The 14,352-nt window shown below is 57.5% G+C and carries 14 protein-coding genes and 2 pseudogenes; 10 read left to right on the top strand and 6 right to left on the bottom strand.

The genetic code is table 11. The features are described from left to right. Positions 1–276 precede the first annotated feature (276 nt). From thiC to thiH (BN1129_RS16300), 7 genes and pseudogenes are all read left to right on the top strand, one after another. On the top strand, positions 277–2,313 hold the full coding sequence (gene thiC, locus BN1129_RS16330) for a phosphomethylpyrimidine synthase ThiC (protein ID WP_042037916.1): 2,037 nt from the start codon (positions 277–279) through the stop codon (positions 2,311–2,313). Beyond that, positions 2,310–3,884, top strand: coding sequence for a thiamine phosphate synthase (gene thiE, locus BN1129_RS16325; RefSeq protein WP_042037915.1), 1,575 nt, complete (start codon positions 2,310–2,312; stop codon positions 3,882–3,884). Before thiC ends, thiE begins: the two co-directional genes overlap by 4 nt. After that, positions 3,874–4,650, top strand: coding sequence for a HesA/MoeB/ThiF family protein (locus BN1129_RS16320; protein WP_042037913.1), 777 nt, complete (start codon positions 3,874–3,876; stop codon positions 4,648–4,650). The genes thiE and BN1129_RS16320 overlap by 11 nt, the downstream gene beginning before the upstream one ends. Beyond that, positions 4,647–4,859 (top strand): sulfur carrier protein ThiS, encoded by a 213-nt coding sequence (thiS, locus tag BN1129_RS16315; RefSeq protein ID WP_042037912.1) that lies wholly within the window; start codon positions 4,647–4,649, stop codon positions 4,857–4,859. The genes BN1129_RS16320 and thiS overlap by 4 nt, the downstream gene beginning before the upstream one ends. A gap of 1 nt (position 4,860) precedes the next feature. Further along, complete coding sequence (locus tag BN1129_RS16310) at positions 4,861–5,628, top strand: thiazole synthase (protein ID WP_042037910.1); 768 nt, start codon at positions 4,861–4,863, stop codon at positions 5,626–5,628. Beyond that, a complete protein-coding gene (thiH, locus tag BN1129_RS16305; protein WP_084204674.1) occupies positions 5,625–6,893 on the top strand; it encodes a 2-iminoacetate synthase ThiH in 1,269 nt (422 codons plus the stop codon). Before BN1129_RS16310 ends, thiH (BN1129_RS16305) begins: the two co-directional genes overlap by 4 nt. A gap of 140 nt (positions 6,894–7,033) precedes the next feature. Further along, a pseudogene (gene thiH, locus BN1129_RS16300) lies at positions 7,034–7,642 on the top strand (2-iminoacetate synthase ThiH); the annotation flags it as partial. A 220-nt stretch (positions 7,643–7,862) separates the two neighbouring features. On the opposite strand, the gene BN1129_RS16295 reads toward thiH (BN1129_RS16300), so the two are convergent. Beyond that, positions 7,863–8,774 (bottom strand): LysR family transcriptional regulator, encoded by a 912-nt coding sequence (locus BN1129_RS16295; RefSeq protein WP_042037907.1) that lies wholly within the window; start codon positions 8,772–8,774, stop codon positions 7,863–7,865. Positions 8,775–8,881: 107 nt separating this feature from the next. Here BN1129_RS16295 and BN1129_RS22730 point away from each other — a divergent pair, with 107 nt between their 5' ends. Both BN1129_RS22730 and BN1129_RS16290 read left to right on the top strand, forming a co-directional pair. Continuing rightward, a complete protein-coding gene (locus BN1129_RS22730) occupies positions 8,882–9,784 on the top strand; it encodes a 2OG-Fe dioxygenase family protein (protein ID WP_084204673.1) in 903 nt (300 codons plus the stop codon). 76 nt (positions 9,785–9,860) lie between these two features. Continuing rightward, positions 9,861–10,478, top strand: coding sequence for a LysE family transporter (locus BN1129_RS16290; RefSeq protein WP_042037906.1), 618 nt, complete (start codon positions 9,861–9,863; stop codon positions 10,476–10,478). Between the two features lie 92 nt (positions 10,479–10,570). Here BN1129_RS16290 and BN1129_RS16285 read toward each other — a convergent pair whose 3' ends face one another. The 3 genes from BN1129_RS16285 to BN1129_RS16275 are packed head-to-tail and all read right to left on the bottom strand — an operon-like array spanning position 10,571 to position 12,193. Beyond that, positions 10,571–11,113, bottom strand: a complete 543-nt coding sequence (locus tag BN1129_RS16285; RefSeq protein WP_042037905.1) for a GNAT family N-acetyltransferase — start codon at positions 11,111–11,113, stop codon at positions 10,571–10,573. After that, positions 11,113–11,529 (bottom strand): GNAT family N-acetyltransferase, encoded by a 417-nt coding sequence (locus BN1129_RS16280; protein ID WP_042037903.1) that lies wholly within the window; start codon positions 11,527–11,529, stop codon positions 11,113–11,115. The genes BN1129_RS16285 and BN1129_RS16280 overlap by 1 nt, the downstream gene beginning before the upstream one ends. Positions 11,530–11,557: 28 nt before the next feature. Further along, the gene (locus BN1129_RS16275) at positions 11,558–12,193 is read right to left on the bottom strand and encodes a Vat family streptogramin A O-acetyltransferase (RefSeq protein ID WP_042037902.1); all 636 of its coding nucleotides are present in this window, start codon (positions 12,191–12,193) and stop codon (positions 11,558–11,560) included. A gap of 237 nt (positions 12,194–12,430) precedes the next feature. On the opposite strand from BN1129_RS16275, the gene BN1129_RS16270 reads away from it, so the two are divergent. Next, positions 12,431–13,012 carry a hypothetical protein gene (locus tag BN1129_RS16270; RefSeq protein ID WP_042037901.1) on the top strand — a complete coding sequence of 194 codons (582 nt, stop codon included), beginning with the start codon at positions 12,431–12,433 and terminating at the stop codon, positions 13,010–13,012. 102 nt (positions 13,013–13,114) lie between these two features. Here BN1129_RS16270 and BN1129_RS21905 read toward each other — a convergent pair whose 3' ends face one another. Further along, positions 13,115–13,717 (bottom strand): DUF642 domain-containing protein, encoded by a 603-nt coding sequence (locus BN1129_RS21905; protein WP_052449373.1) that lies wholly within the window; start codon positions 13,715–13,717, stop codon positions 13,115–13,117. 255 nt (positions 13,718–13,972) lie between these two features. Further along, positions 13,973–14,155: pseudogene (locus BN1129_RS16260) on the bottom strand (GNAT family N-acetyltransferase); the annotation flags it as partial. Between the last annotated feature and the right edge of the window lie 197 nt (positions 14,156–14,352).

Raw genomic sequence — 14,352 nt, 5'->3', positions numbered from 1 at the left:
GGGCGTCACGCTACAGAGAGCAGAGCCCCCGCTCATCGAAGGGATCACCCGAGATGGGTCAGGGCGCACAGGAGGGAGTCTGTCCCGTCCGGTTGTCCATCAGGGCTCCGGGTTGCTGGCCTGAAAGCCGCAGGACAGCAGTCGCGCAGCACAGCGGAGAACCATCCCGCGCGCACTCCCTCCTGACGTGAACACCCCGCCGCAAGTTCATCACTTCTCCTCGAACTCCAGACAAGCAAACACCCATAACTTCAATCAGTTAATGAGAGTTTTGCTATGTCTACTTCCGTATCATCCGCCACTGAACAGGCCGTATCCGAGCAGGTTGTTTCCGAGCCGCGCAAGCCAGCCCCCAGCCGTCGCGAGCAGCGCGCCAGCGCCCAGCGCTTTATCGACAACCTCAAGGGGATGGCCCACCCCAACTCCCGCCGCATCTTTATCGAAGGTTCTCGGCCCGATATCCGGGTAGGGCTGCGTGAAATCGCCCTGGCCGACACCCTGGTCGGCGGCAGCAAAGAGCACCCGCAGTTCGAAGCCAATGAACCTGTCCCTGTCTATGACACCTCGGGTGCCTATGGCGATGAGCATGCCGTCATCGATGTGCGCCTCGGTCTGCCGCGCTTGCGACAAGGCTGGGTGCTGGAGCGGGGGGACACAGCCGCGCTCGATGATCTCAGCTCCGCCTTCACCCAGGAGCGCCTGGCCGATGAGGGGCTGGATCACCTGCGTTTCGATAACTTGCCCAAGCCCCGCCGCGCCAAGCCCGGTCGCCGGGTGACCCAGCTGCACTATGCCCGTCAGGGGCTGGTCACCCCCGAGATGGAATTTATCGCCATCCGCGAGAACATGGGCCGCGAGCGGGTGCGATCCGAGCTGCTGCTGCGCCAGCATCCGGGTCAGGGTTTCGGCGCCCGCCTGCCCGAGAACATCACCCCCGAATTCGTGCGCGATGAGGTGGCGGCCGGCCGTGCCATCATCCCCAACAACATCAACCACCCGGAAACCGAGCCCATGATCATTGGCCGCAACTTCCTGGTGAAGATCAACGCCAACATAGGCAACTCGGCGGTCAGCTCCAGCATTGAAGAGGAGGTGGAGAAGCTGGTCTGGTCCACCCGCTGGGGCGCCGACACCGTCATGGATCTCTCCACCGGTCGCAACATCCACGAGACCCGCGAGTGGATCCTGCGCAACAGCCCGGTCCCCATCGGCACAGTGCCCATCTATCAGGCGCTGGAAAAAACCAACGGCATCGCCGAAGACCTCACCTGGGAGCTGTTTCGCGACACCCTGCTCGAACAGGCCGAACAGGGGGTGGACTACTTCACCATCCATGCCGGCGTCTTGTTGCGCTACGTGCCCATGACCGCCAAGCGCCTCACCGGCATCGTCTCGCGGGGTGGCAGCATCATGGCCAAGTGGTGCCTGTCGCACCATAAAGAGAATTTCCTCTACCAGCATTTTCGCGAGATCTGCGAGCTGTGCGCCGCCTATGACGTGGCCTTGTCGCTTGGGGACGGTCTGCGCCCCGGCTCTGTCTATGACGCCAACGACGAGGCCCAGTTCGCCGAGCTGCGCACTCTGGGCGAGCTCACCAACATTGCCTGGGAGTACGATGTGCAGGTGATGATAGAGGGGCCGGGTCATGTGCCGATGCACATGATAGAGCGCAACATGACGGAGCAGCTTGAGCACTGTCACGAGGCGCCTTTCTATACCCTGGGCCCGCTCACCACCGACATAGCCCCGGGCTACGATCACTTCACCTCCGGCATAGGCGCCGCCATGATCGGCTGGTATGGCTGCGCCATGCTCTGCTACGTCACCCCCAAGGAGCACTTGGGGCTGCCGAACAAGGAGGATGTGAAGCAGGGGCTGATTACCTACAAGATTGCCGCCCACGCCGCCGATCTGGCCAAGGGTCATCCGGGCGCCCAGATCCGCGACAACGCCATGTCGAAGGCGCGCTTTGAATTTCGCTGGGAGGATCAGTTCAATCTGGCGCTGGATCCGGAAACCGCCCGCGCCTATCACGACGAGACCCTGCCCCAGGAGTCCGGCAAGGTGGCGCACTTCTGCTCCATGTGTGGCCCCAAGTTCTGCTCCATGAAGATCACTCAGGACGTGCGCGACTACGCGGCCAGCCTGGAAGCGGTCGAGGTGACACTGGTGGGCATGGATGGCCAGCAGGAGCGGGTGGTGGCTGAAGTAGCGAGCGGCATGGCTCGCATGGCGGAAACCTTCAAGGAGACCGGCGGCGAGATCTACCATCAGGCGGCGGTGCTGAAACAGGCCGCAGGGGAGGAGGCGTGAGCAGCCGACCCATCGTCTGGACCATAGCCGGATCCGACTCCGGCGGCGGTGCCGGCATTCAGGCCGATCTGCACACGATGCACGACCTTGGCGTGCACGGCTGCTCTGTCATCTCCGCCATTACCGCCCAGAACTCGGTGGCGGTGAAGATGGTCGACCCCGTGCTGATGCAGACCTTCACCGCCCAGATCGACGCCCTCGGTGTCGATTTGCCGCCCGCCGCCATCAAGATCGGCCTGTTGCCGACCCGGCTCCATGTGGAGGTGCTGGCACGCCGACTGGCAGCCATCGAAGCACCCTTCGTGGTCTACGACCCGGTGGCCATCGCCAGCACCGGCACCCCCATGGCCGAAGCCAACATGCTGGCGGCAGTGCGCGAACACTTGCTGCCACGCCTCGCGCTCATTACCCCCAATGGTCCCGAGCTGGAGGCGCTGACTGGTATTCCTGCCAGCAGCCCGGCGCTGGTGCGGGCGGGGGCGGCGCGCCTGCGCGAACTGGGCGCCCGCGCCGTGCTGGTGAAGGGCGGGCATCTTGGGTGGAGTGGCGATCTCTGCCTCGATTATTACCAGGACGAGAGCCGTGAATTCTGGCTGGCGGCGCCGCGCCTCGACACCCGCCACGGCCACGGCACCGGTTGCTGTTATGCCAGCGCCATCGCCGCCGTGGTGGCGCAGGATTATCCGGTGGAGGACGCCATCACGTTAGCGCGCGCCTATTTGCAACAGGGGCTGGCTGCGGCGCAAGGGGTAGGGGCCGGGCCGGGCCCCATCGCCCATCTCGGCTGGCCGACCAGCCTCGCGCACTTTCCTCGCGCCGTGTTGGCGGGGTCGAACCTGGATCGGCGCTTTGGTCTCTATCCCGTCAGCGAGGCCCGCCTGCCCGAGGGCCCCTTTGCGCCTACCGAGCACAGCCTGGGTCTCTATCCTGTGGTGGATTCGGTCAAGTGGCTCAAGCGCCTGCTGGGAGCCGGAGTCAAGACCCTGCAACTGCGCATCAAGAACCTGCCTGCCGCCCAGGTGGTACCGGCCATTCGCGATGCGGTAGCGCTGGGTCACCGCTTTGGTGCTCGGCTCTTTATCAACGACTACTGGCAGCAGGCCATAGCCGCCGGTGCCTATGGCGTGCACCTGGGGCAGGAGGATATGGAGACAGCGGATCTCGCCGCCATTCAGGCGGCCGGGCTGCGCCTTGGCATCTCCACCCACGGCTACTTCGAGCTGATGCGGGCCCGCGAGCTGGCTCCCTCCTATCTCGCGCTGGGTCATATCTTCCCGACCAATACCAAGGCGATGCCGTCCCGCCCGCAGGGGCTGGCACGGCTGCACCGCTACCGCGCTTTGATGATGGACTGGCCGACGGTCGCCATCGGCGGCATCAGCGAGGATCGCGTGTCGGCGGTCAAGGCGAGCGGGGTGGGCAGCATTGCGCTGGTGTCGGCCATTACTGCCAGTGACGATTGGCAGGGGGCGACCAAACGGCTGCTCGATGCAGTGGGGGCGGGGGATGAGCCTTGCTCTGCGCTTATCCATCAGGCCATCACGCCGCAGGAGGCCGATTATGCTCTCTGATGCGGAGTACCTGCGCTACGGCAGGCAACTGATGCTGAGTGAAATCGGCGAGGCGGGGCAGGCGAGGCTGAAAGAGGCATCCGTGCTGATCGTTGGCCTCGGCGGGCTTGGCTCGCCGCTGGCGCTCTATCTGGCCGGGGCCGGGGTGGGCACCTTGTGGCTGGCCGACGGTGATACGGTCGATTCCAGCAATCTGCCGCGCCAGATCCTGTTCGATGCGGATGCGGTCAATCACTCCAAGGCGGAGCTGGCCCGGGAGCGGTTGGCGGCTCACAACCCCCATGTGGAGCTGATTGCCATCAATCAGCGGCTCGATGAGCAGAGCCTGCCAGCCTTTGTGGCTGAGGTAGATCTGGTGATCGACTGCTGCGACAACCTGGCCAGTCGCTACGCCATCAACGCCGCCTGCATAGGGCAGGGCAAGCCCTGGATCTCCGCCGCCGCCGTCGGCTGGCAGGGGCAGCTGATGGTGAGAACCGCCCCCGAACATGCCTGCTATGCCTGCCTCTATCCGCTGGATACCCGCATCACAGAAAGCTGCCAGAGCAGCGGCGTCACCGGCCCTCTGGTGGGCGTGATGGGCGCCTTGCAGGCGCTGGAAGCCTTGCGTCTGCTGCTGGGCAAGCCCAGTCCGGTGGCGGGCACCCTGCGCCGTTTCGATGCCCTGACCCACGAGTGGCAGACCCTGTGGTTGCCTTCCGACCCTGCCTGCTCCGTGTGCGGCGGCGCCACTCCCTTTGCCAATCCCATGGAGGATGCGCAATGAAGATCCGATTGAACGATAGCGAGCTGGTGCTGACGACCAGCCCGGAGAGCCAGATCTGCGTGGCCGAGCTGCTGGCGGCCCGTGAGGTTGCCCCGCAGGGGGTGGCGGTGGCCCTTAACGGCGCCGTACTGCCCCGTAGCCGCTGGCCAGACACCCGACTCAATGAGGGGGACGAGATCCACCTTTTCACTGCCATTGCCGGAGGCTGAGATGCTGACCATTGCCGACCATGAATTTTCGTCCCGCCTCTTTACCGGCACCGGCAAGTTTGCCCGCCCGGATCTGATGACGGCCGCCATTGAAGCAAGCGGTTCCCGGCTGGTGACCATGGCCATCAAGCGGCTCGAACCCGGCAAGCGCCACGACGATATCCTCACTCCCCTTCGGCAGCTCGGGGTCAAGCTGCTGCCCAACACCTCCGGCGCCAAGACCGCCGCCGAGGCGGTGTTTGCCGCCCATCTGGCCCGCGAGGCGCTCGGTACAAACTGGTTGAAACTCGAGATCCACCCCGATCCCAAATACCTGCTGCCCGATCCCATCGAGACGCTCAAGGCGGCCGAGCAGCTGGTGAAAGAGGGCTTCGTGGTGCTGCCCTACTGCGGGGCCGATCCTGTGCTCTGCAAGCGGCTCGAAGAGGTGGGCTGCGCCGCCGTTATGCCGCTCGGCGCGCCGATTGGTTCCAATCAGGGGCTGGTGACCCGGGAGTTTCTCGCCATCATCATCGAACAGGCGCGGGTGCCTGTGGTGGTGGATGCGGGGATCGGAGCGCCGAGCCACGCCGCCGCTGCCTTTGAGCTGGGTGCCGACGCCGTGCTGGTCAACACCGCCATCGCCGTGAGCCGGGATCCGGTCGCCATGGGCCGCGCCTTCGCGCTCGCCTGTGAGGCCGGTCGCAGCGCCTATGAGGCGGGTCTCGGCGCGCGCGCTCTGCAAGCCAGCGCCTCCAGCCCGCTCACCGATTTTCTGGAGGCGCTATGAGTCAGGGCGTGGGGGAAAATGAGGCGTCTGTATGCTCCCCTCTCCCTTTGGGAGCGGGGCAGGGGGTGAGGGCAGAGACTGAACCGGCGCTTGCATGGGACGAGCCCTGCGCACCTTCCCCTGCCAAGGGGGAGGCCGGGAGGGGGTTGGATTTTGCCGACCGCTGGCGCGAGCTGGAGTGGGACGATATCGGCATGCAGATCCGCGCCAAGACGACCCGGGATGTCGAGCGGGCGCTGACCACTCCCCGCCGCACCCTGGCCGACTTTATGGCGCTGATCTCGCCCGCCGCCGAGGCGTACCTGCCGCAGCTGGCGGCAGAGGCCGAGCGCCTCACCCGCCAGCGTTTCGGCAATACCATCGGCTTCTATGTGCCGCTCTATCTGTCGAACCTCTGCGCCAACGACTGCTCCTATTGCGGCTTCTCCATGAGCAACCGTCTCAAGCGCAAGACGCTGGATGCAGAGGAAATTGAACGCGAATGTCTGGCCATCAAGGCGCGGGGCTTTGACAGCGTGCTGCTGGTGACCGGCGAGCACGAGAGCAAGGTAGGCATGGCCTATTTTCGTGAGCATCTGCCGCAGATCCGCCGCCATTTCAGCGCAGTGGCGATGGAGGTGCAGCCACTGTCGCAAGCCGATTACGCCGAGCTCAAAACCCTGGGGCTGGATGCCGTCATGGTCTATCAGGAGACCTATCACGCCCCCAGTTACGCCCGCCATCATCTGCGCGGCAACAAGCAGGATATTGCGTGGCGGCTTGCCACCCCGGAGCGGCTCGGTCGCGCCGGCATCGACAAGATTGGGCTGGGGGCGCTGATCGGCCTGTCACCGGACTGGCGTGCCGACAGCTATTTTGTGGCCGAGCATCTGGCCTGGATGGAACGTCACCACTGGCAGAGCCGCTATTCGCTGTCGTTTCCGCGCCTGCGCCCCTGCACCGGCGGCCTGCAGCCCGAGGTGGTGATGTCGGACAGGCAGCTGGTGCAGCTCATCTGCGCCTGGCGCCTCTTCTCGCCGACCCTGGAGTTGTCGCTCTCGACCCGCGAATCCCCTGCGTTTCGCAACGGCGCGGTGCGTCTTGGCATCACCCAGATGTCGGCGGAATCGCGCACCCAGCCCGGCGGCTATGCCGAAGGAGATGCAGAGGAGCTGGAACAGTTCGCCATCCACGACGACAGATCCCTCGGTGAGGTCGCGGCCGCCGTGCGGCAGGCAGGGTTGCAGCCGGTGTTTAAAGATTGGGAGCCGTTTTTGGGGAGATAGAGGGTGATTTCCCTTTGCCATACGCAGATCGGAGAGAGTGATGCCGGAACACAATAGCTATTCGCGGTAAACGTTGGGCTTCGCAAGCTCAGCCGCAACCTACATCTGTGGTAGGTTGGCGCTGAGCGTAGCGAAGCCCAACATACGAGATGGATGCCGTCATGGTCTATCAGGAGACCTATCACGCCTCCAGTTACGCCCGCCATCATCTGCGCGGCAACAAGCAGGATATTGCGTGGCGGCTCGCCACCCCGGAGCGGCTCGGTTGCGCCGGCATCGACAAGATTGGGCTGGGGGCGCTGATCGGCCTGTCACCGGACTGGCGTGCCGACAGCTATTTTGTGGCCGAGCATCTGGCCTGGATGGAACGTCACCACTGGCAGAGCCGCTACTCGCTGTCGTTTCCGCGCCTGCGTCCCTGCACCGGCGGCCTGCAGCCCGAGGTGGTGATGTCGGACAGGCAGCTGGTGCAACTGATCTGCGCCTGGCGCCTCTTCTCGCCGACCCTGGAGTTGTCGCTCTCGACCCGCGAATCCCCTGCGTTTCGCAACGGTGCCCTGCGCCTTGGCATCACCCAGATGTCGGCCGAGTCGCGCACCCAGCCCGGCGGCTATGCCGAAGGAGATGCAGAGGAACTGGAGCAGTTCGCCATCCATGACGACAGATCCCTCGGTGAGATCGCGGCCGCCGTGCGGCAGGCGGGGTTGCAGCCGGTGTTCAAGGATTGGGAGCCGTTTTTGGGGAGATAGAGGGTGATTTCCCTTTGCCATACGCAGATCGGAGAGAGTGATGCCGGAACACAATAGCTATTCGCGGTAAACGTTGGGCTTCGCAAGCTCAGCCGCAACCTACATCTGTGGTAGGTTGGCGCTGAGCGTAGCGAAGCCCAACATACGAGATGCATCCCGTTTTTTATATTATCAGTAGGCGTCTGGGATGGTTTTATGATGATTTTAATTGTATTGATAGTTATAGCGTGTCTTTAAGTTTCTCTTTGGCGAAGGCCAGAAAACTACTTATTTTATGAGTGCGAGCACTCTCTCCTGTTGCCATAAGGGCGACAATGTCAACTTGTGGTAAAGCATATTCAGGGAGTAGCTCCACCAAAGCGCCGGAATTAAGCTCGGCAATAAGATCCCATTCCGAACGATTGATTATACCTAATCCATCTAGAGCCCATTGCTTCACCACATCGGCAATGTTACTGGTAAGTGAAGGGGCGACCCTTAGACGACATTCCCTACCTGATTCGATGTGCTGGAAACGCCAGAGGGAAACATCTTCATTATTTTCCCTCAATACAATGCAATCATGCTGATTAGTCATCAATTGTTCTGGTCTTGTCAGCGATGGCATTGTGGAAATATAGTCTGGTGACGCACACAGAACACGACGAGTAGGTGAGATGACCACTCTATAAAGATGTGCTTGGGTTAATTCACCAATATAAAACATGATGTCAGGTTGGAGGTGGGTGTCACTCCAAGAAGGGCGATCAGACAGGGTAAGGTCGATTGATACTGCCGGGTGTTGTTGCTTGAATTGACCAATTATGGGAGACAGTTTTTTCTCACCAAAACCAATAGGTGCAATTATATTGATATGGCCGCACAGGTCATCCTTGGCTGACCTTAGCGATTCCTCAATTGAAGCCATTTGTCTGATGATTCCTGACCCCATGTCGATCAATATCTGGCCATGTTCAGAGACTTTTAGCTGGCGGCCTTGTCGTTCAATCAGAATAAGCCCAAGTTTTTCCTCGAGGGATCTGAGCTTCTGAGTAACATAAGGTGCTGAAACATTGAGCTGTTTTGCTGCGGTGGAGAAGTTTTTGCAAGCAGCAATGGTAATGAAAAATCTTATATCATTTATAGCCAGCATTAACTTTGCCATTAAGTGAGGATTAACAAAATGCTAAATATGAGGAACATGCTACCACATGCTATGTTCCTACCGCAACGCAAGAGCACTAAGGGGTTAATATATTCATGGATGTCACAGTCAATAACCAATCTACCTGTTCAGAATACGAAAAACTGGAGCCATTAGGGTGGCTTGCTAATGGCATGAATGCTGAAAATGGCCGCATCATATCATTTCCAACCATTCCACAGCTCAATGATACAATTGGCTCTTCTGATAGAGTCATTGAAAATGGCTATTTTTATGAGAGGGAATTATATTCCCCGATAGACATGGGTAATGATACCGACTGGCATTCATTTAAGGAGCATTGGGATCGTTTAGCTGTCGATAAATACATGGCAGATGGTGGAACCTATCGTTTGCGACGATACTCTACACTATTTTTTGAATCACATAGAATGGCGATATTGAAAATGCCATATATGCCACTGTTTAAGTCCAGTAGTTATAATTCTTTTGCTGGCGATATTTTTAGGGACTTTCAGGAAACTGAATCAACATTATTCTTCAATCCATACTTTCAGCGTCTTTTAAATGAATCGCTGCGAGTTTTTATCGCTTGTGAAAATCAACGAGGAAGAACAAAACAGAAATGGTTTATTGAAGTAGATCAATACAGAATTACCGCTGATAAAAATCAGCCAGGCAAGCCGACTCCAGAAGGTGTGCACAGCGATGGTACAAATTATTTTTCGCTGATGTTGGTCGCTCGAGAAGGGGTTCGTGGTGGGGTCAGTTCTATATATGACAATGTTCTGAATTTAAAAAAAGAAGTCACTTTGGAGTATCCGGGTGATGTCATTATGTTGGATGATGCCTCAATGATGCATGGTGTGACCAGTATTGAACCTCTCGAGGACCATGGAGTGAGAGATATTCTTCATATATCTTTCACCAATTTATTAAGACCTGGCTCCATTAATCGACGGTTTGGATTCGGCTCCGAAGATATGCTGACCATTTAGATTAGCTATTATTGATTAAATCGAGGCGCTATTTGTCGGAGTGATAGTCGATAAATAGCCCTTCAAAGGAAGCATTATGACATTTAGTATCATGCTGGTATTTTTTTTTAGCTGTGTTGCCTTTAGTTTTTCTCCTGGGGCAGGGGCAATTGCAACCATGTCAAGATCGATAGAAGATGGAATAATTCAAGCTAGGTATAACATTATCGGTCTACAGCTGGCGCTGCTGGTTCATCTCATCGTTGTCAGTGTCGGGTTGGGAGCATTTATTGCGTCATCAGAAGTTGCGTTCGATGGTATAAAATATATAGGTGGAAGCTACCTTATCTACTTGGGTGTGATGAAAATAAAGAACTCAGGGAATAGTGTTTTACGTAATGCTGAGACGCAAAGCGGAAAGTTAAAGAGCTTGGTTGATGGTTTTATTGTTAATATAACAAATCCAAAATCCATTGTGTTTTTAGTCGCATTTCTTCCGCAGTTTGTCGATAGTTCGGATAGTAGTTCTCAATACTTTAAGTTGGGTCTTTTCATTATTATAGTGGACTGCATTGCAATGTTATCATATGCATCCTTGGCGCATGTTTTATTGCGACATCTGTCTGAATCATCGCATTTAAAACGTCTGAATTTAATGTTTGGTACAGTCTTTATCATATTGGCAGTGGTGTTGTTAATGTCTGATAAATATTGAGTTAATTGTGGCTCTGAAGCATTCATCTCTTCGCATTTGATGTGGTAGCTATTTGTGGTAGAACAAGATTTTTCTTTTAGATTTGGTAGGATTCAGGCTGAGGGAACAAGGACGAAGATATGCGCATCAAGAGGCTGACCATGGAGGAATATGCGATTTTTTGCCCGGCACTTGAAGGTGGCGCCTGCGGCAATGGCGACGGCTTCGCTGGCGGTGTTGCCGACTCCCATCACGATCTCCAGTCGAAATAGTCCCAACTGCTGAAAGCCAAAATCACGCAACAGGGTGACTGCCTGTCGGGCGATACCGCAGCCTTGGCGGGATTGCCGCACCCAATAGCCAATATTGCCGTAGCGATGATGGGGCGACAGCTGGTTGATGCCAGCGCCACCCAAGAGCTGGCCGGTGGCGGTGCAGAAGAGACCCATATCGAAGGCTCGTCCCGCCGCGCGATCCTGATCGCAGGTGGCAAACCATTCCAGCGCGCTGTCCCGAGTGAAGGCGTGGGAGCACCAGCTCATCCATCTGCCGACCGTCTCGATGGATTCGTGCGCCGCGCGGACAAACTCATCGGCATCGCCCGGTTCGAACGGGCGGATCACGAGTTTGGCGTTGGCAAGGCGCTGGAATGTCATCACTTATCCTGCTTTTTCAGAAAGTAACTGATATGCCCCGGTGGCATATCGGGCAGCTGGCCAAAGATCTCGTAACCCTGCTTCTGGTAGAAGGGGAGGGCCTGAAAACTGGTGGTTTCCAGATGGTAGTGGGTGATGCCCTTGCTTTGGGCGTACTGCTCCATGGCGCCGAGCAGGCGGCCGCCCCAGCCATCGCGGCGGAGGCTTTCGTCGATCCAGAGCCAGTCGATGTGCAGCCAGCCCCACTTGATGTCGGCGATGATGCCGCCGTGTACCTTGCCCTCTTCATCCTTGATAAAGCTGGCGATCCGCTCGCGCAGATGAGTACCGGCGTGTCCTATGTTGTAGCCCGAGAGACCAATGCGCAGCGCGTCGATCTCATCCTCTTGCGGCGTTTGGGGTGTGGTTAATTGCATCGTGCTTCCTGCTTGATGGTGGTTGTCTCTATCGGGTGACAGCTTCCAGCGCGGCTATCTCGCCGCCGCTTATCAGCGGCAAATTGCGGCTGATCTGCTCTACCGGCCAGTCCCACCAGGCGAGGGCGTTGAGGCGGGCTATGGTGTCATCGTCAAAGCGGTAGCGGATCACCTTGGCGGGGTTGCCGCCGACCACGGCGTAGGCGGGCACGTTGCTGGTGACCACGGAGCGGGCGGCGATAATGGCGCCGTTGCCGACGTTCACACCCGGCATGATCAGGGCCTCGAAGCCTATCCAGACATCGTGGCCGATGACGGTATCCCCCTTGTAGGGCAGGCTGCCCGGGGCGGGGGCGGCACTCTCCCAGCCGTTGCCGAAGATAAAGAAGGGGTAGGTGGAGAACCCGGAGCTCTGGTGGTTGGCGCCGTTCATGATGAACTTGACCCCGCGGGCGATGGCGCAGAATTTGCCGATGATGAGCTTGTCGCCGATGAAGGGGAAGTGGTAGAGGACGTTGCGCTCGAAGCCCGCCGAATCCTCCGGGTCGTCGTAGTAGCTGTAGTCACCCACCTCGATATTGGGCCCCTTGATGGTGTTCTTGATAAAGCACACCTGGGGGAAGCCCTCCATGGGGTGGGGATTGGCGGGGTCGGGTCCGTGCACTGTGCTCTCCTTTCGAATCTGTCAGCACACTACCGTAAAGGAATTTGATGAGGGCCTGCCACCTTTTTTTGGTGCATCACTGGCCGGGTGCGGGTTGGCCAGGCTCTGTCGTCCAGTGTCATCTGGTGTATCGACCCGGGGCGGGTTTGTCTCTAGCATGGAGCAGATGCGGGGCAAGGGCTCCGCCACGGGCTTTTGGCGAAGTCCGTTCTACGGACTTTTGGCGGAGAGAACACGATGAAGATGCGTCACCTGCTTATGCTGAGCGCCCTGCTGTTGGGCGGCTGTGCGGTCAATCCCTACGGCGGCACTCAGGCGCCTGTCAGTGAACCGGACCAGCCTGTGAGCCAGCCGGATAAACCGGTTACCAAGCCGGATACCGGGGCGCCCCTGCCCAAGCCGGTGGCCCCGACCGGGCTGGCGCTGGCCATGGCGGATGCCTTCGTGCAGGCTCCCGAGGTGCGGGAGCTGGTGAAGAGCGGCAATCCCGTGCTGCTGCTCACTCCGCCCCAGAACGGGACGGGTGAACCCTTCGATACCCGCCCCATGGCGGCGGCCATGAGCAAGCGGATCCAGTCCAAAAGCGGTTTTCGCTTCGTCGATCCCGGCCAGGTGGCTGCCATCACAGGCCAGCTTGAGTATCAACAGGGGAGAATGAATCCGGCTTCATTGGTGCGGCTCGGCCGCCAGACCGGGGCCGGTTACATGCTCTATGGGGAGCTGGTGTCCGAGGGGAGTCGCTATCGACTCACCATGAGCCTGATGGAGTTGCGCAGTGGCGAGCTGCTCTGGAACGGCAGCCGTTCAGCCAGTCACTGATAGCTAGAAAGGGTTGCAGGAGCAACGTTGTATGATTGCTCCTGCCTTCCTTCCCTGTCTTAAGGACACTTGATAACTCGGATATGTGAATGCCAAGGCATATTAGTTGACGAGAATGGCGCGAGGTTTGTTGAGTGGAACAACATTGACATCATCAAGGACGGTAAAGTGTTCTAATGAGCTGGTATCTGTTGTGAATTTTATGGTTGTACTTGCTTGGCTTGCTACAAAAGAGAATGAGAAATAAGTCCAGTCAATGGCATCGCTGCGCTCTGTCTTCAAGTTATAAACGTAGTGTTCATCACCGATCATGACATTCAGTTTGGCCGTCCCATTCCGGTTATAGTTTTTCTGGGTGCCAGCATAAAATGTGACCAAGTACTTGGCTCCAATCTTGGTTGGAAATGATTGCTCGATGCCGCCACCATTTTTTGAATAATAATTATTTAAATCAATAACATAATCGCCATCTGGGGTGTAGATTTTGCTGCCGCCCGACGCGGATACGTGAGAAGACCACTCAACGCCCTCACCCAAGGTTTTCCACCCAGGGAGGCTGGTCTCGTCATTCCCGGGCAAGGTTTCCCAAATGGAGGGTCTGGCAGGTGAGTTTTCGAAACTGCCGTTGACGATCAACTGGTCACACTCATTGGCATAAACAAGATTGCTAAAAATAATGCCAAGTATTAATAGGAAATTTTTCATAGATAAATCCTCTTTGTTTTAAAAGGCCATTTTATAACAAACAGTACACATGTCATATGCCCATATGGGGCTTGATGAGGGGAGTGTATTAGGTGGTTGTATGCAATAAACTTTATTGTAGGGTGTTGTGTTAATGTCAGTTTTAATCACTGCTACCATTAATAAATTGGCATATGATAACGCCGCAATTCTCATACGGCGTCATTAAGTATTTTAAGATATAGTATTCTCAGCTCTATGCTGAGGTGCTCTGGCTTATTCCATCTTCTTCAGAAAATAGCTGATATGACCCGGCGGCCTATCCGGCAGCTGGCCAAAGACGGCGTAGCCCTGTTTCTGGTAGAAGGGCAGCGCCTGGAAACGGGTGGTTTCCAGATGGTAGTGGGTGATGCCCTTGCTCTGGGCATATTGTTCCATGGCGCCGAGCAGTCTGCTGCCCCGGGGCGCGAGCATGAGTTACTGAAATGTTAACCAAAAAATTTAATCACTGTCATCCCGGGGTGCAATTGCATTTTCTGCACGTATTTTGTACAGAGGTGTGCTGAAAATACGATGTCAAATTTGTTCAGCATTGGCTGAGCCACCTATCTCGTCATGAAAAACAACAAAAAATCAACTCATGCTCTCGCCCTGGC

This window comes from Aeromonas popoffii (assembly GCF_000820025.1).
In the GTDB taxonomy this organism is placed as follows: Bacteria; Pseudomonadota; Gammaproteobacteria; order Enterobacterales; family Aeromonadaceae; genus Aeromonas; species Aeromonas popoffii.
The sequence above is the reverse complement of the archived record's forward strand: the minus strand, read 5'-3'. Positions and strand labels throughout refer to the sequence as shown.